Raw genomic sequence first — 22,850 nt, 5'->3', positions numbered from 1 at the left:
ACGCCTCAGTTTATTGTTGCTTCCCTTATTCCAGCAATTACTTTATTTGGATCACAAAAATTTAATCCAGCACCCCAACTTGAATTAAATTCGATAATATACCATCCATTTGTTTTATTAAATCCTAAATCAATAACGTAGGACTTAGGTAAATCTATAGTATGATTTTGTAAAAAACAAGTCAGGAATTCCCTAGCAGAACTTAAATCAGAGTTTCCTTCATAAATTGCCATATCAAGGATTTTGTTGCTTAATATAAACGCTCGAACTTCACTTTCTATCTTGATGATATTTGTAAATAGATAACAACCTCTTATTAAAAATGGATAATCTTATCTGCTATATCTCCTCCAGCGTTGTGTTCGTTTCCATAGCAATCAAACACTTTATATAGTTTATTAACCAACCTACCGTACGAAGGTTACTTTAGAGATTTTTCCGTTTTCTACTTCATAAATAGCTACAGCTTTAATTTCTCTTCCATTTATTAGTACTAACTCTTCATCGATGACCTTATTCCCATAAACGATTCTGTTTTTGATTTCGCAATGTAAATCCGGTGTTCTGTCAAAAAATGGAGCATATATACTTTTCATTTTTTCTTTACCTTTATATGTCAATTCATTTGGGTAATTATATACTTTTACTTGGTCAGCATAGGTAGCTAAAAATGCCTCAATATTTCTGGTATTATATGCATCTAATTGTTTTTGTACCACATGTTCTGGAGAAATATCAGAAACCAACGCAAGCATAGTTCCTATTTCATTCGTAACAATTCTGCTAATATTGGAGATCTCCTTATTAAGGAAGGTATGGAAGATGCTCCAATTGGTATCCGTCTTAGGATTAAATTTATAGATGATATTATCTTTAGACATTAGAATAGTTCCATTAATTAACCAGCACATATCTTCTGCCTTAGGAATGGTATTAATTATCTTTTTTGTTTCCCCAGTTATCGGGTTTAGCGATCTTATTTCCCATTTTTCGTTTTCCTTACTGATATAACTGATAAGTTGCGAATTAGGAACTTTATGTAGTGATCTTCCTATTTTCTTTTGGATCGTTTTGTTGGTGTTGTCTTTAAGGTTAGAAACTACCAATGACAATCCACCTTCTTCCAGGATCGAAGAAACCAGTATATCTTTACTAAACCAAGTATGATATCCAATCACAAGATCTTTAATTAACTCTTCTGATTTTCCTGTTTTGTAGTCATATTGATACAGTAATTGTTTCCCAGTAGTATCTAATCTAATAGCCGATATTGCTTTTTGATTTGGAACTTTAATAGGTGAATATTCACTGCCTTGTAATGTTTCAGAAACCCAATTGACCTTGTTGTCTCTTATATTATATTCAGCAATATCAGTCTGTCCATTTCTGGTAGCAGCAAATAATATAATATTATCATTGTAAAATGAAGGTTGATTGTCATAACCTTCATTATTAGAAATGTTTCTTTGATTTTTTAATTCTAAAACATTTTCATTGATAGATAAATCAAATAAATAAATTTCAGTATCTGATTGTGCTGATAGTATAAAAACATTTAGCAGAGTGAGCAGTATGATACGGTTTTGCATACTTTTTGTTTTCTAAAATACATTGAAATATTAAGGATTATCTTAAGTATTTGTTAAGAGTTGTAGGGATAACGGTGATAAATTTTGGAGACAATTACGAACTTGGAGATTTTTGGTAAATATCAATATTATTAATAAAACTGCTAAGTGCAGTTGAGTAGATGTTTATAACTAGTGAGTTGAAATCTTTCTATTTTTTCCCCAGAATCGTACGGTTCTATTATTGATATAATTAGGTAGGGATCAAAAAAATAGTTTCTTCTGTTAATTTTTTTGTTTTTAATCTTTTCTTAACACGTATTGAAATTTTAATATTCAATATTTTCCTACATTAGATGCTTTAAAGAAACTATAGGGGATAGTTTTTAAATCTTTAAACTAATTTATCGACTGATTTTTATATACTTAGAGTGTAATTCTTTTGTTCTAAAGTTTTTAATGAAAGTTATACAGTCGCTAATTTATATCACAGATCATTATAAGTATGGGGAAAACTACTAAGAACACAATTGTTTTTTTATTCCTGCCTTTTATTTTTTTTAGTCAAGTTAAAGAAAAAGAAAACCTTTATTACAATTGGTTTGATCAGGTTATTGGACAAGAACATACCGGATTATACAATGGAAAACAGTATGTGAATCTTGATGTGAATCGGATATATAAAGGAAAACACTCATTCTTCCTAACTGATAAGGTTGTAACAGGATCTATTTTGTATGATGGTCAGATCTACTATGATGTAGATATGAAATACAACCTTGAGACAGATAACCTTTTAATCGCACTTAAGCCTGGTGCAGTAGCGTCCATTTTACAATTAATACGTGATAAAGTAGATCGATTTACTATTGAAGATTATACATTTATAAGGATTGACGGATTTAAGGAGAATAATACTTTAGTCAACGGATTCCATCAAGTACTTCTAAAGAATACTGCATATTCTTTACTAAAAAGGCATCAGAAAATAAGAAGGAAAAAAATCGGGAATGTGGGAGATAACAAGCTATATTTTGAATTTGTAAGTAAGAATACATATGTTTTGTTTGCCGATGGTTATTACAAGCGTATTAAATCTAAAGGGGATGTAATTAAGATGTATCCTACATTAAAAAAAGCAATCAATCAGTTTTATATTAAAAATAAAACGCTTAAAAACTCAAACTCGGATAGATTTATGCAGCGATTGTTCGAAACGATTATTAAACAGTCATCACCACTAAAAGCAACGTAGTATTATGAGAAAATGTTTTGTTTTATTTTTTTCGTTGCTAGTTTTCAATGGCTGGACTCAACAAAATGATCCCTTACTAACCCTTTCTTTCGAAAATTCTGATTTAATTTTTGTTTTAAATCAGATAGAAGAGAAGACTGATTATAATTTCTATTTTATTGATGCATGGTTAACTGATTACAAGGGTATGTCCGGGAATTATGACAATGTACCTATGAGTAAAGTTTTAAAGGAACTTTTCGAGAATACCGTTGTTAACTTTTATATAATGGATAATAACAAGGTGATTCTTGCTAAAAATAGCATCATATATGACACCTTACCAGATCGATTTTTCGGAGAATATGAGAAAGATTCTGTTGAAATAGAAACGAAAACAACCAAAATAATCTCTCCTGTTTTTACATCAACCAAGAGTGCACCTAAAAAGAGTACGATGGAAACGATTACCATCGGTAGAGCACTAAGAGGTAATTCAAGGGAGAAATTTAAATTTTATGGGTATCTCACAAATATCCAAACCGGCAAGCCTTTACCTAATGCTATTATTGTGGTGAATGGTAATGATGTTGGAGCCGATACGGATGCTAAAGGATATTTTGAAACAGAACTAACTGTAGGATCAAATATCGTAGAAATTAGCGCTATAGGAATGGAGCGTTTTAAAAAGCGAGTGATCATATATAATGATGGTAAATATGATGTAGAACTTAATGAGAAAATAGAGTTTTTGGATGCGGTTATTTTAAATGCAGAGGTTAATGATAATGTAAATGAGGTAGTTACAAAAACTAAAATAGACGTAAAAGAGTCTAAAAATATTCCTTTGGCACTTGGAGAGCGAGATGTACTTAAGGTGGCAACAACTTTACCGGGTATTACCACTGCGGGAGAAGGAGCATCTGGATACAATGTTAGAGGAGGGAAATCTGATCAGAACTTAATACTTCTGGATGATGCCGTTATATATAATCCTCAACACTTTTTCGGAATTTTTTCTGCGCTAAATCCATTTGCTTTGGGAGATGTTAGTATATATAAAAATAATATTCCAGCGCAATTTGGAGGTAGGTTATCATCTGTTTTTGACTTAACAACCAAAGATGCTAGTGTTACCGAGTTTAAGGGAGAAGCTTCTATTGGACCAGTTACAGGAAACGTGCTTATAGAAACACCAATCGTCAAAGATAAAGCAGGAATAATGGTAGGAGGAAGAGGGGCTTATGCCAATTGGGTTTTACGTTCTCTAGATGAAGAATCTCTTAATGATAGTGAGGCCTCATTTTATGATGTTGTAGCAAAGTATAATCATCAGATTACAGAAAGGTCAAAAGTAGAAGCAACAGCCTATTTAAGTAGAGATGATTTCAGTATTACTTCGGATTCATTATATGTATATAATAACAGAGCATTTTCTTTAAGATGGAACTATCGTTTTAATGAAAAAAACACAGGAAAATTAGCCTTATCGAATAGCCAGTATAAATTCAATATAGAGTTTGATGGCCAATCAAATGATGATTTTGATTTAGGTTACCGTATAGATGAGACCGAGTTAAAACTTCATTTTAAATACTTATATAGTAGCAAACTTAAATTTGATTATGGTGTTTCTAGTAAATTATATGGTGTAAACCCAGGGAGTATTGATCCCGAAGGAAGTGAATCAATTGTGACTCCATTTGAGATCGAAAGAGAACGAGCGCTAGAATCGGCAGCTTTTTTAGCTACGGAAATAGATCTTACTAAAAATCTAACCTTAGATGCAGGAATCAGATATTCTGTCTATAATTTTTTAGGAGAAGGAACACAAAATGTATATCAGGAAGGAGTGCCAAGAAGTGAACAAACAATACAAGAAACCTTATCATTTGATAAAAATGAGGTGATAGAAACATATGGTGGTCCGGAGTTTAGAATATCAGGGAGGTATTTAATAGAAGAAGATTTTTCTGTAAAGGCATCTTACAATAAGACTTTTCAATTTATTCATACATTATCTAATAACACTACAGTTTCGCCAATCGATACGTGGAAGCTTTCTGATCTTAATATAGAACCACAGAGCTCGCAACAATATGCTTTAGGAGCATATAAAAATTTTGATGGTGGAGCATATGAATTGAGCTTAGAAGGTTTTTACAAAGAATCTAAAAATATAGTTGACTTTAAAACGGGAGCGGAAATATTACTTAATGAGAATATAGAAACCGAAGTATTACAAGGAAATGGAAAATCATACGGAGTGGAAGTTTTGCTTAAGAAGCAAAAGGGAAGACTTTATGGTTGGTTAGGGTACACATATTCTCGTTCTTTAATTCAATTAGATAGCGAGTTTAGGGAAGAGCGAGTAAATGGAGGGGAGTTTTTTCCTTCTAATTTTGATAAGCCGCATGATTTTAGTTTAGTAGCAAATTACAAGTTTACAAGACGCTTTAGTTTGGCAACTAATTTTGTGTATCAAACAGGTCGTCCCGTTACCTTTCCTGTAGGTAGTTTTACTTTTAATGGATCGGATTTTACCGTTTTTAGTGATCGAAATAAATTTAGAATTCCAGATTTTTATCGATTAGACATTGGGTTTAATATTGAAGGGAATCATAAGAAAAATAAAGTAGGACATAGTTTTTGGACCATTTCAATTTATAATGTATTGGGTAGAAACAATCCGTTCTCCGTGTTTTTTGTTACAGAAGACGGAGAAGTTAAAGCGTTGCAGAGTTCTATTTTTTCTGTACCTGTACCCTCTATTACTTATAATTTTAAGTTTTAACACATGACATATTTAGTAAGATATAGCAAAGGTATGATGAGTAGTAGAATTTTAATTCTGCTATGGATTTCTACCTTAATGTCTGGTTGTATCGATCCTTTTGAAATAGAAACTGAAAATTTCGAAAACATACTGGTTGTTAATACTACGATTACAAATGAAATGAAAAACCAAGAAGTTCTATTAACAAGAACTTTTAGATTCGAAGATGATGGTCCTCTTGCAGAAGAAGGAGCTACGGTAAAAGTAGTAGAAGACGCTAGTATAGAGTATCTTTTTGAAGAACGCTCCCCGGGAATATATCGTTCTGTTCAAGAATTTGCGGCAAGCTCAGGTAGAGAATATCAATTGTCAATACAGACTATAGACGGAAAGTCCTATATTTCGGATAAAGTAACTTTACCACAAGAAACATTAATTGATAGAATCTATCCCCAAAGAATCACAAATAATGATGGAGTAGAGGGATTAGGAATATTTGTCGATACATTTGATCCAACAGGAAATTCTCTGTATTACAGATACGAATTTGATGAAACATATAGAGTAGTTTCACCTAAATGGTATCCTTTTGATCTTGTTGTTACTCGAGATGGACCGGGATTGTTATTTTTCGAATTTGATTTGGTAGAAAGATCAGAAGATCAAAGGATATGTTACGCAAATAATAAGTCTAATAATATTAAACTAACAAATACTGCTATTTTAGAAGAAGATCGGATAACAGGACTAGAGGTTAACTTTATACCTGCAGAAGATATACGCGTAGAAAATAGGTATAGTATATTAGTCAGACAGTATGTGCAGTCTAGAGAAGCAAATGGGTTTTATGAAATACTAAGCAGTTTTTCGGAATCAGAGAGTTTGTTTTCTCAAATACAACCTGGATTTATTGAAGGTAATATAGTTTCCGAAAATAATGCTGATGAAAAAGTATTAGGTTATTTCGATGTTTCCTCTGTTTCAGAACAACGTATTTTTGTCGATCGTGATGATTTTTTAGCAGATTTACCATCGTTCGAATTACAGTGTGAGCTATTTAGGCCTGAGGCAGGATCTGCTACCTTACTTGAGTACCATATGCTTATTAGAGATTTTATAGATAGTAATACAGTTAGATATTATTCTGATGTACCACTTCCACCTGATGGATCTATTCCCTTTACTTTTGTTCGTAGAGTTTGTGGAGATTGTACAACATCAGGAGTTAGTGAGGCCCCAGATTTTTGGATAGATTAATGGTTTGATATAGTATAATTGAAGGAGAGAATTTTGCGTACGGTATGATGAAAGATAAATAATGTTTTAGGAGTTTTAGAATGGTAGAAGTATTTAAGTGGATAAAGTGGGGTCGAATATTAGTAGTAATATTCGTATGTATTACTTTGAATAGCTGTATAGATCCTTTTGAAATAGAAACTGAAAATTTTGAGAATATTTTGGTAATAAATGCCACTATTACTAATGAGGTTAAAAACCAAGAAATTTTACTATCCAGAACATTTAGATTCGAAGATGATGGCCCTCTTTCAGAAGAGGGTGCTATAGTAAAAGTAATAGAAGATGCCAGTGTAGAATATACTTTTGAAGAAAGTTCTCCTGGAATATATCGTTCTGTACAGGAATTTGCGGCAAGCTCAGGTAAAGAATATGAGTTGTCCATCCAGACTTCTGAAGGAAGATCATATGTTTCAGATAAGGTAACTTTGCCACAAGAGACATCAATTGAAAGAATCTACCCTCAAAAAATCACTAATAATAATGGAGTAGAAGGCTTAGGGATATTTGTAGACACATTTGATCCAACAGGAAATTCACAGTATTATCGCTATGAGTTTGAGGAAACGTATAGAATAATTACTCCATTATGGTACCCTTTTGATCTTATAGTAACCTCAGAAGGGGAAAATAGTTTTGAATTTGGTTTAGTTAATAGACCCGAAAATCAAAAAGTATGTTATGCAAGCAATGTGTCAAATAATATAAAAATCGCAAATACTACAATTTTTGAAGAAGATCGTATAACAGGACTGGAAGTTAATTTTATACCTGCAGAAGATATACGAGTGGATAATAGATATAGTATATTAGTTAGGCAATATGTACAGTCTAGAGAGGCTAATGGGTTTTATGAAATACTTAGTAGTTTTTCGGAATCAGAGAGTTTGTTTTCTCAAATACAACCTGGATTTATTACAGGGAATATTATTTCGGAGAATAACCAAGACGAAAAAGTATTAGGTTATTTTGATGTTTCTTCTGTTTCAGAACAACGTATTTTTGTAAATCGCGATGATTTTCTGATAGATTTACCAAGGTTTGCCTTAGAATGTGATTTAATAGAGCTAGTGAAAGATCCTTTTGATGAACTTATAACGTTTCATCAGCGTATTGGTGCTTTTATAGATAGTAATGAAGTTAGGTATTTTCCCGATGCACCACCTGAACCCGGTGAGCCTATAGAATTTCCAGGCATTTTAAGTTATTTTGTACCTAGAGCTTGTGGAGATTGCACCGCTTTAGGTGTTAGTACGGCTCCAGGTTTTTGGGTAGATTAAGTAACAAAAATACATTATCAGAGAATGAAAAATTTTAATATAAAATTAGACTAGTGAGAATATTATCAATTATATATGTCCTGTTTTCTTTAACCTATAGTGTTCACGGACAACGACAATCAGTGTTAAAAACCAATAAGGATGTCTATGGCTATAATCTTGTTCCACAGGAGAAGGTTTTTGTACATTATAATACATCATTGTTGTTTTCGGGAGAATATTTTTACTACCGTGTATATTGTTTCAATTCCGAAAGTAATGTTTTGAGCACTATAAGTAAGGTCGCTTATTTAGTGCTTTTAGACGAAGATCAAAATACTGTTTTTGAGCACAAGATTAAATTAGAAAACGGACTGGGACAAGGGGATTTTTTTGTTCCCGTATCCATTCCATCTGGAAACTATAAATTAGTGGGGTATACACAATGGATGTTAAATGAGACTTCTCGTTTTTTTCAAGCGGATGTTAGTATTGTAAATCCATATCAAGGAAATCAAGGTAAAATTCTTTCTGCTGATGTTCCTAAAGATTCTTTAGACAATCCTAATACACAAGGTTTAAAAGGAAATGAGTTTAAGATAGTTGATGGGAATACTAAAACTGACTTAAAATTGTCTACAGATAGTAAATCTTATGGAAAAAGAAGTTTGGTGAAGCTTAGTCTAGAAACTCCAGAATTGAGTGCAACAGAAGGTAATTATTCTCTTTCAGTAAGAAAAAGGGATGCTTTTACTAAAGCATTACCAGTAGGAGCTAAAAATTTCTCTACCTTATATAGTGATGCTGTTAGAAGTTTGACCAAATCATCAGGAGCTCTTGTTTTTTTGCCAGAAATGAGAGGAGAATTGATCTATGGAAAAATTGTTGCTAAAGAAGCCTCTTTTTCAGTTTCAAAACAATCTGTAGGTTTATCTATTCCGGGTAAAACAGGTGATATGAAAGTTGTTTTAACCGATGATACAGGTAATTTTGTATTTAATTTAAGCAATAGAAATGATAGTGATGAAGTATTGATTCAGGTTTTAGGAAAAGATAAAGAAAATTTTACGGTACAAATTTTTGAAATACCCGAAGTAAAAACCCAGAATTTAGAATTTTATCAATTTAAAATTTCACCTTCTTTAAAAGATAAAATAGTCGAGAGGAGTGTTCATAATCAAATTGATAATGTTTTTTATAGTGTAAAACCTGATACACTAAACGCACTTACAAATGCTTTTCCTTTTCATGGGACAGAAATAGAAACCTATAAATTGGATGATTATACCAGATTTGGCACGGTTAAAGAAACAATAGTTGAGGTGGTAGAAAACGTATGGACTAAAAAAGATGAAAATGGAAATGAAGTTTTCGCTGTAAGAGGATACTATCCTACTGTTAAAAAACAACAAAACTTTTTACCATTATTAGTTGTCGACGGTGTTTTCATACAAGATCAAGAAAGTATCATAAACTATGATGCCAGGAAAATTAAAAGCATTAGCTTTATTAGAGATCGATATTATTTGGGAGCTCAAGTTTTTGAAGGCTTAGTGATCATAGAAACGATGACAGGAGATTATTTAAATTCAATTAATAATAGTGCTACAATTACATTATCATCTTTACAGGTAAGTAAAAAATATTTTAGACAAAACTATAATGATGATGAGTCATACAAGAGGATTCCTGATTTCCGGAACCAATTGTTATGGCAACCAAATGTAAAAATGACAAAAGGCAAGAGTAGTATAGAATTTTACACATCCGATGTTACAGGAGATTTTGAAATATGTTTAGAGGGATTTAAAGATAATGGATTTCCTATTTCAATTAAGAAATACATAACTGTAGAGTAATAAATTATGTAGTCTATTTTCTGGAACTGTATAATCCAATTATAGGTCCGATTGCTAAAAACATAAATAAATAAGTAGGGTTTATTTTAGTCACTAGATATGAGAGTAACTGAATGCTTATAATTGTAATAGCAAAGCCTATGCAATTTACTATAGTAAGTCCTGTTCCTCTTAACTCAGCAGGTGCGGCGGCAGCAACCAAAGTAGAAAACTGAGGAGAATCCGATATAACGACCATTCCCCAAATACAAAGTAGGGTTAAAAAAATCTCTGTTGGTAGTTGAAAAAGTAGAGGAGAGGAGAGACAGAAAAGTCCTGAAATAATAAGTGAATATCGCGCTACTTTTCTGCTTCCTGTTTTTAAAGAAATGTACCCTCCCACTATACAAGAAAAAAAACCAATTGCTATAACAATAAACGACCAAAAGGATATAGGAAGTCCAATTCGATTTTGTTCCACATATGTTTTTAACAGTACAGGGATAAAACCCCAGAATGCATATAATTCCCACATATGTCCAAAATAACCCAAAGCTGCTTTTCTAAAACTAACAATACCAAAAAGCTCCGTAATTACTCCTAATTGGAGTTTTGTTACCGGTTTTCTGTAGGGACCATTAGGGACAAACAGGAAAATTAATAAACCGCCAATAGATGAAAGTAAGCTGGTTGATTGGATGACTATTTTGTAGTCACTATTCCAAGAAATCTCTTTTAATAAATGGGGCAATGCTGTACCCAAAACTAGAGCACCCACTAAATACCCTAGTGCTTTTCCTAATCCATCTTTATAATAATCTGAAGCTATTTTCATGCCTACAGGATAAATTCCAGCAAGAAAAAAACCAGTTCCAAAACGCGCCGTTAGCACATTTAGTACTGTGATATTTGGTATTAATAAAGCAATATTACAAAGTGCTCCTAGAATAGCAGATATCATAAATACTTTTGAGGGAGGAAATCTATCTACTAAAGTTAGCAAGGCAAAGGTTAGCGTACCTACTATAAAACCAAACTGGACCGTGGATAAGAGATACCCAAGAATGTTGAAACCTGCATTAAATTGAGTAGCAAAATCATCAATGACCGCATTTCCTGCAAACCATAAAGAAGTACAGAAAAATTGCGCTATTATAATTACTGGAAGTATATATAATTTTGGTTTCAGAGATATCCGTTTACTAGAGTTAATTAAATTCTTTTAATAATTCGTGTACTTGATTTGTATCTTCTACATAGTATTTAGCGATTGTTTTCTTTAATCCTACTTTTACCGTATATGAAGATAAAGGTAATTCTTTAAACATATATTCATCTGTCCAATCATCTCCAATAGCAAAAATAAAATCATAATCCTTTTCAATTAACATTCTACAAGCTGATTTACCTTTGTTAATTCCACTTACCTTTATTTCTAATACTTTATCACCTTCTAGAATTTCCAAATTATGATTTGCTATTAGATGTTGTATGGTGGTTTTTAATTCCATAGATCTTAATTTACCTAAATCTGGATCTACATTTCTAAAATGCCAAGCTAATGAATAATTTTTTTCTTCGATAAGAGAGCCTGGTGTTCTATCCGTAAATGATTCTAATACCGGTGCAATTGATTCGAACCAATCATTCCTTACATGTTCTAAAAGTTCCCAGTCTTTAGCGGGTTCTTTTAGCCAAGCTCCATGTTCTGTTATTAAGGTATAGTCTTTATGTCCAAACCATTTATTGAAAGTGTATTTATCTCTTCCTGTTATTAGTATAACTTTTGTTTTTTTATCTTGTTGTAATGCATCTAAAATATCAAATATCTTGGGGGTTGGTTTCGCATCTTCAGGAATTTTTTCGAAAGGTGCTAGTGTGCCGTCATAATCTATGTAAAGAATTCTATTTTTAGAGTTCTCAAAATCCTGAAGCATCTCTTCCTTAATTGATGAAGTCAATTTCTTTAGTGAATATTTTTTTGCACTTGTCTTTGTAGTTTCAAGAGACTCCATAAAATCATTTGCCCACTTTTCTACATTATATCTCTTTAGCCTTTTTTGAAGTGCTTTGTTTCTTTTTATTTGCTCTTCTTCAGGCATTTCTAAAGCAAATTTCAGAGTGTCCGCTATTTCTTCAAAGTTATTAGGATTTATAATCAATGCTTCACTCATTTCTTTTGAAGCTCCTGTCATTTCACTCAAAATAAGCACACCTTTTTGATCAACTCTAGAGGCAATATATTCCTTTGCTACCAGATTCATTCCATCCCGAATTGGAGTAAGTAATGCTACATCACTAGAAGTGTATAGATCAATTAAATTTTCAAAAGGCATAGAACGGTAAAAATACCAAATAGGTGTCCAGCTAACTTCAGAAAACTTACCATTGATTCTGCCTACTAATTGATCTATTTCATTTTTTAGGAGTTGATATTGTGGTACGTTTGATCTGGATGGTACAGCTAGCATTACCAATCTTGCTTTCCCTTTGAATTGAGGATATTTGTCCAGAAAATATTCAAAAGCTCTTAATCTATTAGCAATTCCTTTAGTGTAGTCTAGTCGATCAATTGACAAGATTAATTTTGCCCGATCACCTTTAACAAGGTGTTCATCTATTTTTTGTTGTATTTCTGTTTGGTCTTTTTTCTCTTTCTCATCATGTATTTTCGCCGCATTATGAAATTTTTCATAGTCAATTCCCATAGGGAAAGAATCTACCTTCACGATTCTATTGTCCATATGAACATTGTTGAAGTTGATTTCTAACCCTAAAATTCTTTGCGCAGAACTTAGAAAATGACGTTCGTAATCATATGTATGAAAACCAATAAGGTCGGCTCCTAATAATCCTTTTAGTAATTCTTCTCTACAGGGAATAGTTCTAAAAACTTCATAAGAAGGGAATGGTATATGTAAAAAGAAACCTATGGTAACGTTGGGTTTCTTTTTGCGAATCATTTCCGGTAATAATAATAATTGATAATCGTGTACCCAAATAGTATCATTTTCTCCTAGATTTTCGATGACAACATCTGCAAACTTTTGATTAACTAATTGATACGTTTCCCAATTTCCTTTATCAAACTCAGTATATTCCATAAAGTAATGGAACAGTGGCCATAGCGTATTGTTACTAAAACCATAGTAAAAACCGTCTATTTCATGTTCGGTTAATGGCACACCAACGCATTGATGCTTTTTCAAAGCTTTTTGTACAAGGTTTCTTTTTTCAGAGTCTAATTGTTCCTCTGTAAGACCACTCCATCCGATCCAAATACTATCACTTCCAGAATGAACTGACTTCATTCCTGTTGCTAATCCTCCAATACTTGGTGTTGCATTGATGGAATTATTGTCAATTTCTAATTGTAAGGGTAATCGATTTGAGATTATGATAGTTTTACTCATAAAGCGTGGTGAAAGTTGGTTGACTAATTTTGATTTATTAAATTTCCGTTCAGCGAATAAAGGTACGTTTATTTAAAAGAACTACGAATCATATGAATAATTTAGACTACGGAATTATTGGAAATTGTAAAAGTGCAGCGTTGATTTCAAAAAGCGGATCAATTGATTGGTGTTGTTTGCCAAACTTTGATTCTTCTTCTGTTTTTGCAAAAATTCTTGATGATAAAAAAGGAGGTTCTTTTGAAATTTTGGTTTCCTCGGCATATACCATTTCTCAAAAGTATATTGCTAAAACGAATATTCTTGTAACCGAATTTAAAAACGGAAACGATGTGTTTGAGAGTATTGATTTCATGCCTCGATATAAAGAAGCAGATGGCTCTTTTTATGCACCGCCTGATATTATTCGTTATATAAAACATATTTCTGGAGCACCGGTTTTTAAAGTAAAATATAATCCTAAACTAGAATATGCGAAGGAAGAGACTTATTTTAAAACAACAGATAATTATATTAAAAGCATAACGGATGAGGATAAGTATGATACTTTATATCTATACTCAGACCTCAATTCTGAAGCTATTCTTAGTGGAGAAGAAATTCAATTAACGACTCACGCCTATTTTATAATTAGTTATCACGAAAAATTGTTAGAACAATCTATGGAACGTTGTTATTTAAAATTACAACGTACGAGAGTATACTGGCTAAATTGGAGTGAAAATACTACTTCTTATAAGGTGTATAATGATCAAATTTTGAGAAGTGCTTTGGTGCTTAAACTATTAAGTTATGAAAAATCTGGGGCTGTATTAGCCGCTGCCACGACATCATTACCAGAAACTATTGGTGAAGTTCGTAACTGGGATTATAGATTTTGCTGGATTAGAGATGCATCCATGGTAATTAAAGTGATCTCTGATTTAGGGCATAAAAGATTAGCACAGCGTTTTCTTCAGTTTATTATTGACATTATTCCGGATAAAGATGAAAAAATACAGATCATGTACGGAATCAATGGAGAAAAAGATCTTACTGAAAAGACACTTGACCATTTAAGCGGTTATAAGGATTCCAGTCCGGTAAGAATTGGAAATGCAGCTTTTCATCAAAAGCAAAATGATATTTATGGTATTTTGATGAATGTGATATATCAACAGTTTGTGAAATTTGACTGTGATCTTGATAACAGTGAGAGCTTATGGACGATTAGTAAAAGTATTGTTCATATTGTTAACGTTAATTGGGAAAAACCAGATAAAGGTATTTGGGAGTTCAGAACTGAAGAAAGACATTTTACATTCTCTAAATTGTTGTGTTGGGTCGCTGTAGACAGAGCAATAAAGATAGGAGAACTAATAGGGAAGACAAGTAATAATCCTAGGTGGATTGAACTAAGAGATCGGATCTATAATGATATTTATGAAAATGCCTGGAACGAAGAAGTACAAGCATATACACAGTCTTATGGTTCTTCAGATCTTGATGCTTCTACTTTATTAATGGAATCTTACGGATTCATAGAACCTATGGATCCTAGGTTTATAAGTACTGTAAAAGCTACGGAAAAAGAATTATGTAATGACGGATTGTTGTACCGTTATAAAAACAAAGATGATTTTGGATTACCATCTTCTTCTTTTACTATTTGTAGTTTTTGGTTTATTAATAGCCTCTATAAAATAGGAGAGACAAAAAAAGCAAAATTAATGTTCGATCAGTTATTATCGTATAGTAATCATTTAGGATTGTTTAGCGAGGATATTGATTTTAAATCTAAAAGATTATTAGGGAATTTTCCCCAAGCATATTCTCATTTGGCGCTAATAGAAACAGCAGTTAATTTTTCTAAAGGAATAACTAGTGAACAAAAGCTTAAGAAAGTAGTGGAACAATAAAAATCAATTAAATAATGAAAGCTGTAAATTTTATACAGTTCTTTTATGAAATTAAAATCTTCGGGAATAAATTTCCCGAAGATTTTAAAAATAGGCTAATTCTCTTTATTACAGTCCGTATACAGAGAAATTAAGATTAGGGGCAATTACACTTGTGAATTTATATGAAGGATTTGAAGCAAATGTACTTTCATCTGTTTGAGTAATATAAAACCCGTCGGTACTAAATAGTAGTGCGAATATATTGATAAGACCATCTGAGTCTCCAAAGAATTCAGAAAATGTAAAAACTACTCTTTCATTCGCTATTATTTCTCTGGTAAATGTTGCGAAATTGAAACTTCCATCATTCATATTGAAAATGAAATATGATTGGTTAGAAAAGTTCGGATCATCAAGAACCATATCTATTCTAAAAAGATCACTTACTTTAGCCAGATTTATAAAATTCTCTGAAGTTTGACTAAGAAAACTACTACCAAAAGATTCATCGAAATATGAATATGTTGAAAAATCTAATCCAAAGGAATTTACATCAGCAGAAGCAAGTTCAGGAATTATTTCAGTAGCTACAGTAGCTAAGTCATATCCAATTATTGTAGTAACACCACTATCAGTAGAGGTGTAGGTGCCAAGGTCTTGGTCATAAATAAAAGAGGAAATACTTAAATCTCCAAGGATTAAAGGTTCTAAAAAATTAAACCCATCTGTTGTTACATTTATTGGTAATATTTCTGTAGAAATCTCTCCTGTTTCTGCATTAAAGCTAGTTACACCAGCTGTTCTTTCTAAATCATCAAAATAGGTAAAGGTTCTGTTATACAAAATCTCATTAGCTTCATTTAAGACTACTAGATTTCTAATAAATCTAAAAGTATTGTTCTCATCTTCTAATTGAGTGTAAAACGCTCTTAAGCTTTCTACGTTATCTCTATCTTCTGCTGTTGCTTTTTCAAAAATTATTTCTGTTGGATTAGAAATATCAGTTTTACTTCTAAATTTGATTCGGTCTTCGTTAACTTCCTCAAAAATAAATTCAAATTCCGCGCCTAGACTAAAATTTTGAGCTTCAAATAAAGCATGGAAAGTAGTGTAATTTTCGAATACTAATTCGGGGAATTGGCTAATTCCTACTCTAAAAGTTGTTTCTAAATCATTTTGACCTCCTAATACGTCAGAAACGATATCTACTGTATTATCTTCATTAAAATTTAAGTAAATATTGTTTCCTCCAAAATTAGTTCCTGGCTGATAAACGGTTTTCCATCCAAATTCTGAATTTAGTAAGGTCTCGCGATATGATTCTAATAATAGATTCACTCTTGTATCAGAATCTTGTTCGAATAAAGGTTGAACATCATCGTCACTACATGCAAAAACTGCTAATAGTAAAAACAACAATGAATTGATTTTTATATTTCGTAACATATTATTATGTTTTGTATTATTAATTAAGGGTATTTAAAAATTCGTCTCTCACTATTAATAAATCAATACCAACATCTTCCTTCATGTACCGTAATACAGCATTGTATTTCTCCTGAATTCTTTGACGTCCAATATTTCTTTGAAAACAATCTTCATCTCCACCTGAACAACTTTCCAAAGTCAAATATGTATTTTCGAATTCAACTGGATCTGTTGTAATTATTCTGGAAACGATCTCTGCAAAGTCTTCAGCTACAGATGAAGTACCATAAGGTGTGACCATACCGCGTGAAATCGCATTATTTATGGATTGAGTGCTATTTTCACTTCCAAAAATTAAGGTTGTCCAAGTACCTGGGGAAGTATAATCTTCTCCTGAGATTTCATAGAATGATTCTACATCAAAGTTGAAATTTTGATCTATGATGTGAGCGAATTCGTGATGTAATGTTCTAAATGATTGTATAATCCATTCATTGTTATCAGGACTATAATCATTAACCTGAGTCAAAGTAACTCTTACACCAGCATCTGCTGTACCAAGAGTAATGGTTCCATCTCCATTATATAATGGCGAACCTAAAAATACAATCTCTGCTGGAAAATATCTCTTCAAAAAATCTTCTCCTTCTTCAGATCCCATATTGTATGGTTCAATCCACGCTTGCTTTATTAATTCTGCAACAGGTCTTACAACATCTCTTCTTGGTGGTATTGCGGTTCTGTTAACATCGATATAGCGATCTACGAATTTATAAATGATAACACTTCCATAAGGATCTCTAAACTCTTCTTTTAAATAGATATCTAGAGGATCAGTCGATTCTTGCTCTTGTTCGAAAATACTTTCGGCAGTAATGCTTTTTTCTCTTTCACAGCTAATTAGTGTAATACTTAATAAAGAGATTGTAAAAAGCTTTTTTATAAAATTATTTGTTTTCTTCATGTCTAATATTATCTAGGATTAGGTGTGATTCCAAAATCAATTGCACTATCTGGAATTTGAATTGCTTTTCTTAAATCATTTGCAGTGAGTTCGAATGTCTCTCCACCAAGATTTTCAGGTAATGTGTGTGAAATAGAAAGATTAAATCTTTTTATATCAAACCAACGAAGACCGTGATCCCAAAATTCTTTTTTTCTTTCATCAAGAATTAGTTGTTCGATTGCATCAATTCCATCAGTGGCATTATAATAAGTAATTAACTGATTAATGTCGCTGTATTCTTGATTGTTATATCTCAGTCTTGCTAGCACATTGATGTCTGACAAAGCTTCGTTCTGGGCTCCTGTGAATAGTTGTGCTTCTGCGCGATTTAATAGAACTTCTTCACCTTTTAATTCTATAGAAATGTGATAAGGTAATCCAGAGTTAGAACTTAAATTTTCTCTGAAAAAATATTCTCTTAATCTAGCAGTATATCTCGCATCTGTCCCTACATTCCAGATACCTGTAGAGATTCTTTCATCAAAAGTATTTAATGCATTATCAAACAATCTTCCTAAATCAGTAATGTTAAGTCTAAAGCCTATTCCTACTCTTTGGTGATTACTAAATTTTTGTATAACCAATACATTACTATCGTCGGTCGTTTCATTGTATTTATCGGCAATATCATTGTAGGTGGATCCTTGTAGCTCATCGTATTTTTTTACATACAGCTCTGGATTTCCATCAAAGAAAAGGTCACTGTATTTTATACAATTGATATAATCCTTCTTCCAAAGATAAAAACGTGAAGCAAAAGCTAGTCCAGCTTTTTTCGTGAAATGATATTTTTTTGATCCAGAGAAAAACTGATCATCTATTAGAGATAATCCTTCTAGAAGATCTTTTTCTACTAAATCATAAACTTCTTCCACTGTATTTCTTTCATAATCTGGAAGAAATCTTGTTTCTGGCTTGAGTACATATGGTACACCTAAATTTGTAGACGCATTTTGATCATAGTGTAAAGCAAAGACATTAACTAACATAAAATGGCTATAAGCTCTAGATAGTAAAGCTTCTCCTTTAATGGCGTTTTTATATTCAGTACTTCCAGGTAAATCATCTATTACAGCTAATACTTCATTAGTTTGAGCAATTGCTTCATAAGATCTGTCCCAAAAATAAGTGGGTGTATCCTGGGTAATTCCGTCTACATTTTCCCAAGTATATAATTGAAGTGAATTTTGATCGATAAAGTTACCTCCTGCGTTTGCTACCACGCCTTCATTTTCTATTCCAGTAGGACCCGCTAAATCGGTATACATATCTGTAAAAGCATAACTTCCTTGAGAGTAAGAATCTGCAACTACTTTTGCGGCTTTTTCAACAGAATCTAGTTCTAATCTGTCATCTGGTAATTCGTCTAAATAGTCATCACATGATGTGAATAACAAAATAAAAGAAACCAGAATTTTATATGGTGTTAATTTATATTTATTCATCTTTTTAATTTTTAGAAACCAACGTTAAGTGAAAATGTAAATGATCTAGCTACCGGTAAGGCTGTTCCTCCTGAATTAAAAAATTCTGGATCTTGGCCATTAAGAGCTTTATCGGAATAAATAAGGAATAAATTTTCTCCTTGTACTCTGAACTGTGCTGACTGAATTCCTAAATTTTCTAAATAGTTTTTTGGAACATCAAAACCTAAAGACATCGATCTCATTCTAGCGTATGTACCATCAGCAACTCTGGCGTCACTAATGTTGTATAGATCATAAGCATTATCGGCACCTAATTGGTTTTGTATTGTTCTATCGCTCAAGATAGCAGGTATGTTAGTTATGTTTTCGTCTCCAGGAAGCCTCCATCTGTTTACTAAGTCACCAGGTAAGGAGTTGAAATCAGTATAAGTAGGTCCAAAGTTACTGTTCAGACGTATTTTGTAATCAAATTTGAACGTAACATTCGCACTTAATGTAAAATTTTTATACTTAAATGTGTTATTAAAACCACCTGCACCTCTTGGTTGTGTTGGTCCCTCATACTTCAATATTTGTTCCAGATTTTCTCTCTCTTGAAGATTGATATTCGTTACGATATTATTATTTTCATCGAAAAAAGTAGGGATACCAAACTCATTTAATCCTGCAAACCTAGTTGAATATAAAGCAGATATCTCTCTTCCAGAAAATGGAGCTCCAGCTGGTTGTGTTAATTGAACTAAAGTAGGGTCAAAAAGCAATTCTGTTATTTGTTCTGTGTTATAACCTACATTAATGTTTGTATTCCATTGGAAGTTAGATGTTTTTACGTTTACTGTAGAAATTCCAAATTCGTAACCTTCTGTCTTTAAATCTGCATAATTTCCACTTTGGAAAGCTTGTCCACCTACACCACTTGTTTTTACGATTCCGATCAAATCAAATGAGTTTCGATTATAATAACCTATTTCTCCACTTAGTCGATTTTCGAAAAGAGAGAATTCTAATCCAGTACTGAACTCTTTAAGTTTTTCAAACGTTAGATCATCATTAGCTAATGAATTAATTTCAATTACAGTTTCTTGATCCGTTGGTCGTAGAGGAACCCTACTACGTAGATCCAATGTAGCGCTTGTTAATGGACCTCTTCCTCCAGAAAGTCCATAAGTAGCTTTTAGTCTTAATTGATTAATCCAATCGGAAGTAATGAAATTTTCTTTGTGGATGTTCCAAGCACCACTTACATTATAACTGGTAAGGTATCGTGATTTAGAACTAGTTCCCTGTAAATTAGATCCATCATATCGAATTGTACCGTTTAGAATATATTTGTTTTTCAGCGTATACCCACCATTTGCAAAAAATCCTACAAATCTATCTTTTAGATTACTTATTCCGAAATATTGATCATTTTGACTAGCCAGTTGATCAATTGCATCAGGATTTGTATTTACAATGTATCCATTTTCGTAAGAAATACCAATACCTGTATACTCTCTGGAATTTCTGGTTGAAGATTTTATTTCCTGTCCAACCAAAAAAGTAAATTGATTATCATAATTTATTTCTGGATTCCAGGTAATAGAATTTCTGATGTAAAAATAATTTAGGATATCTTCATTATAAATATTTAAACCGCCTTCTGGTAAAATAGAATAAGCTGGTCGGGTAGGATTATCTGGATCTTGAAATAAAAATGGGTTGATATTAATCAATACTCCTTCATCCGCTCTAAATGCTTCCGCCTGATTAGAATTATCACCAATAACGTGTTCCCGTCTAGTGATAGCTTGTCTGTAATTTATAATAGAATTAAATGTTAAATTATCTTTTAATTTATAATCTAAATCAAGTTGAGCAGAGATATCGGCCACGTCAATATTAATCTGATTATTGTTTAATTCATTTATTATATTAAAGGGAGCATAGTTTTTTCTGAAAAATTCAAGATTTCCATTTTCATCATAAGGAGTTACACTACGACTATTAGTAAGTGAGTAGCTATATGGGTTTATGTCGAATTCACGATTAAACTCACCAGTGATGGGGTTAAATGTTCTGTTGTTTGTTCCAGGTACAACTTGATCTCTAATACTAAGGGCTAGGGTCGTGCCTAAAGTGAATTTATCAGAAATCTTAAAAGTGTTTTTTAATCTGGAAGTAAGTCTTTCAGCTCTGTCTCCGATTGTTATACCTTCATCTTTTAGATATCCTAAAGAAAATAGGTATGAAGCATCATCAGATCCTCCTGATAAACTTAGAGAATGATTTTGAAGAGTGGTTACATCGGTAAACAGTACCTTAAACCAGTCCGTATTTGCGGTTTGATATCTTCTGAAAAAATCATCAGATAACTGTCCATTAGCTCCTATAGCGACATCATTTGTTCCTCTTAAATTGAAATAACTTCCCAGTACTCCATAAGATTCAGCGAATTGTGCTGTAGTAAGATCAATTAGGTTTTTGTCTACTAATTCTGCATAAACCGAAAGTTCTTGTTGCGAGTTTAAAACATCAAATTGCTCGTAACGTGGTCTTAATCTATAAGAGAAGTTACCAGAGTAATTTATTTTTAAAGGACCATTTTTACCGTTTTTTGTGGTGATTACAATTACACCGTTTTTTGCTCTTGCACCATATAAGGCAGTCGCTGATGCATCTTTTAGTATCGAAAAAGATTCTATATCATCTGGATTTAATCCAGCTACTGATGATCCAATTACAGAGCTGATATCTCCGGAGCCTAGCTCATTTTGAGATAATTCGATATTATCTTCTAGAATGACTCCATCAACAACCCAAATAGGATTATTGTTGCCATTTAAAGATGTATTACCACGAATTCTAATACGAGGAGAAGCACCAAAAGTTCCAGATAAATTATCTACAACTACTCCTGCATCTCTACCTTCTAAAAGTCTAGAGGCATCAGATGTTCCATCAATTTTGATGTCTTCGGTATTAAGTCTTGTGGCAACACCAGCAAATAATTTTTTATAACTTTTTCTATATCCATCAGTTATGATAACTTCGTCAAGAGATTCAACTGCTGGTTCTAACTGAATGAAGAATTCTTTCTTATTTCCTGTTATTAGGATTTCTTGATCTATAAATCCTAAATTTTGTATTCTTATAGTTTCTCCGTTAGAAACAGAAATAACAAAATTTCCATCAAAATCTGTGATTACACCACGTTGTGTTCCAACTACAGAGATTGTAGCTCCGGGAATTGGTATTCCTCTGTCATCTGTAATCTGTCCTTTTACTTCATATTCCGCTTGAAATAAAAAAACCTTAGTGGATTTAGAAGAGTTTTTGTATGCTAATGAAAATCGTTCCGAATTGTTCGTTTCATTTACACGACTTTCTCCTTTAGCAACATTAAGGAATAATAAGATAAAAACAGCAGAGAATAAAGGTCTACTTTTTTTTATACTTAGATTTATTCCACAATGAAACTTGAGTAGTTTTTTTTTCATAAGATTTGTAGGTTTAAAAAATATTTTACAATTTTAATGTAAGTAAAAGGCTACTTTTTTTAGTTAATTTTTATTTAGGACTCTTTTTCAAGATTGCGAATTTAAACAATTTTAACATTTTTTAGTATTTTTTACGCATTATTTTTGTGGTTAAACCATAATTAACTTTTGTTTAATCAAAAAAGAGATGCGGTGAAGTTTCTTAAATAAGTGTATTTAAGCGGTTTTTTAGTTTATTTTACCGAT

14 protein-coding genes are annotated in these 22,850 nt (G+C 32.2%); 6 read left to right on the top strand and 8 right to left on the bottom strand.

The features are described 5' to 3' along the window. Positions 1-5: 5 nt before the first annotated feature. Together D1818_RS06735 and D1818_RS06730 are read right to left on the bottom strand one after the other, a co-directional pair. On the bottom strand, positions 6-287 hold the full coding sequence (locus D1818_RS06735; protein WP_255424782.1) for an ATP-grasp domain-containing protein: 282 nt from the start codon (positions 285-287) through the stop codon (positions 6-8). Positions 288-407: 120 nt separating this feature from the next. Next, positions 408-1,589 (bottom strand): nuclear transport factor 2 family protein, encoded by a 1,182-nt coding sequence (locus tag D1818_RS06730; protein WP_118457261.1) that lies wholly within the window; start codon positions 1,587-1,589, stop codon positions 408-410. A gap of 484 nt (positions 1,590-2,073) precedes the next feature. On the opposite strand from D1818_RS06730, the gene D1818_RS06725 reads away from it, so the two are divergent. The 5 genes from D1818_RS06725 to D1818_RS06705 all read left to right on the top strand — a co-directional run bounded on the left by D1818_RS06725 (position 2,074) and on the right by D1818_RS06705 (position 9,992). After that, positions 2,074-2,823, top strand: coding sequence for a hypothetical protein (locus D1818_RS06725; RefSeq protein ID WP_118457259.1), 750 nt, complete (start codon positions 2,074-2,076; stop codon positions 2,821-2,823). A 4-nt stretch (positions 2,824-2,827) separates the two neighbouring features. Beyond that, the gene (locus D1818_RS06720; protein ID WP_118457257.1) at positions 2,828-5,596 is read left to right on the top strand and encodes a carboxypeptidase-like regulatory domain-containing protein; all 2,769 of its coding nucleotides are present in this window, start codon (positions 2,828-2,830) and stop codon (positions 5,594-5,596) included. A 3-nt stretch (positions 5,597-5,599) separates the two neighbouring features. Continuing rightward, positions 5,600-6,835, top strand: coding sequence for a DUF4249 domain-containing protein (locus tag D1818_RS06715; protein WP_118457255.1), 1,236 nt, complete (start codon positions 5,600-5,602; stop codon positions 6,833-6,835). A gap of 80 nt (positions 6,836-6,915) precedes the next feature. After that, complete coding sequence (locus tag D1818_RS06710; protein ID WP_118457253.1) at positions 6,916-8,154, top strand: DUF4249 domain-containing protein; 1,239 nt, start codon at positions 6,916-6,918, stop codon at positions 8,152-8,154. Positions 8,155-8,207: 53 nt separating this feature from the next. Next, positions 8,208-9,992: a hypothetical protein gene (locus D1818_RS06705; RefSeq protein ID WP_118457251.1), complete on the top strand. Its 1,785-nt coding sequence runs from the start codon at positions 8,208-8,210 to the stop codon at positions 9,990-9,992. A 13-nt stretch (positions 9,993-10,005) separates the two neighbouring features. Here the strand turns inward: D1818_RS06705 and D1818_RS06700 are convergent, their stop codons facing one another. Continuing rightward, entirely contained in the window at positions 10,006-11,124 is a 1,119-nt protein-coding gene (locus tag D1818_RS06700; protein ID WP_370449439.1) for an MFS transporter, read from the bottom strand. 55 nt (positions 11,125-11,179) lie between these two features. After that, positions 11,180-13,384 carry a bifunctional alpha,alpha-trehalose-phosphate synthase (UDP-forming)/trehalose-phosphatase gene (locus D1818_RS06695; protein WP_118457247.1) on the bottom strand — a complete coding sequence of 735 codons (2,205 nt, stop codon included), beginning with the start codon at positions 13,382-13,384 and terminating at the stop codon, positions 11,180-11,182. Positions 13,385-13,476: 92 nt separating this feature from the next. On the opposite strand from D1818_RS06695, the gene D1818_RS06690 reads away from it, so the two are divergent. Then, entirely contained in the window at positions 13,477-15,282 is a 1,806-nt protein-coding gene (locus D1818_RS06690; protein ID WP_118457245.1) for a glycoside hydrolase family 15 protein, read from the top strand. Between the two features lie 108 nt (positions 15,283-15,390). On the opposite strand, the gene D1818_RS06685 is transcribed toward D1818_RS06690, so the two are convergent. The 4 genes from D1818_RS06685 to D1818_RS06670 are packed head-to-tail and all read right to left on the bottom strand — an operon-like array spanning position 15,391 to position 22,604. After that, positions 15,391-16,710 (bottom strand): DUF4302 domain-containing protein, encoded by a 1,320-nt coding sequence (locus D1818_RS06685; RefSeq protein WP_118457243.1) that lies wholly within the window; start codon positions 16,708-16,710, stop codon positions 15,391-15,393. Positions 16,711-16,729: 19 nt separating this feature from the next. Continuing rightward, positions 16,730-17,656: a substrate import-associated zinc metallohydrolase lipoprotein gene (locus D1818_RS06680; RefSeq protein WP_118457241.1), complete on the bottom strand. Its 927-nt coding sequence runs from the start codon at positions 17,654-17,656 to the stop codon at positions 16,730-16,732. An 8-nt stretch (positions 17,657-17,664) separates the two neighbouring features. Then, positions 17,665-19,143, bottom strand: coding sequence for a RagB/SusD family nutrient uptake outer membrane protein (locus tag D1818_RS06675; protein WP_118457239.1), 1,479 nt, complete (start codon positions 19,141-19,143; stop codon positions 17,665-17,667). 11 nt (positions 19,144-19,154) lie between these two features. Beyond that, entirely contained in the window at positions 19,155-22,604 is a 3,450-nt protein-coding gene (locus D1818_RS06670) for a SusC/RagA family TonB-linked outer membrane protein (RefSeq protein WP_118457236.1), read from the bottom strand. Between the last annotated feature and the right edge of the window lie 246 nt (positions 22,605-22,850).

The sequence above is a fragment of the Aquimarina sp. BL5 genome (assembly GCF_003443675.1).
Taxonomy (GTDB): Bacteria; Bacteroidota; Bacteroidia; order Flavobacteriales; family Flavobacteriaceae; genus Aquimarina.
The sequence above is the reverse complement of the archived record's forward strand: the minus strand, read 5'-3'. Positions and strand labels throughout refer to the sequence as shown.

Coding starts and splice junctions, on each gene's coding strand:
- D1818_RS06695 (WP_118457247.1), bottom strand. CDS start 13,384: ATGAGTAAAACTATCATAATCTCAAATCGATTACCCTTACAATTAGAA.
- D1818_RS06670 (WP_118457236.1), bottom strand. CDS start 22,604: ATGAAAAAAAAACTACTCAAGTTTCATTGTGGAATAAATCTAAGTATA.
- D1818_RS06675 (WP_118457239.1), bottom strand. CDS start 19,143: ATGAATAAATATAAATTAACACCATATAAAATTCTGGTTTCTTTTATT.
- D1818_RS06710 (WP_118457253.1), top strand. CDS start 6,916: ATGGTAGAAGTATTTAAGTGGATAAAGTGGGGTCGAATATTAGTAGTA.
- D1818_RS06690 (WP_118457245.1), top strand. CDS start 13,477: ATGAATAATTTAGACTACGGAATTATTGGAAATTGTAAAAGTGCAGCG.
- D1818_RS06685 (WP_118457243.1), bottom strand. CDS start 16,710: ATGTTACGAAATATAAAAATCAATTCATTGTTGTTTTTACTATTAGCA.
- D1818_RS06715 (WP_118457255.1), top strand. CDS start 5,600: ATGACATATTTAGTAAGATATAGCAAAGGTATGATGAGTAGTAGAATT.
- D1818_RS06730 (WP_118457261.1), bottom strand. CDS start 1,589: ATGCAAAACCGTATCATACTGCTCACTCTGCTAAATGTTTTTATACTA.
- D1818_RS06725 (WP_118457259.1), top strand. CDS start 2,074: ATGGGGAAAACTACTAAGAACACAATTGTTTTTTTATTCCTGCCTTTT.
- D1818_RS06720 (WP_118457257.1), top strand. CDS start 2,828: ATGAGAAAATGTTTTGTTTTATTTTTTTCGTTGCTAGTTTTCAATGGC.
- D1818_RS06680 (WP_118457241.1), bottom strand. CDS start 17,656: ATGAAGAAAACAAATAATTTTATAAAAAAGCTTTTTACAATCTCTTTA.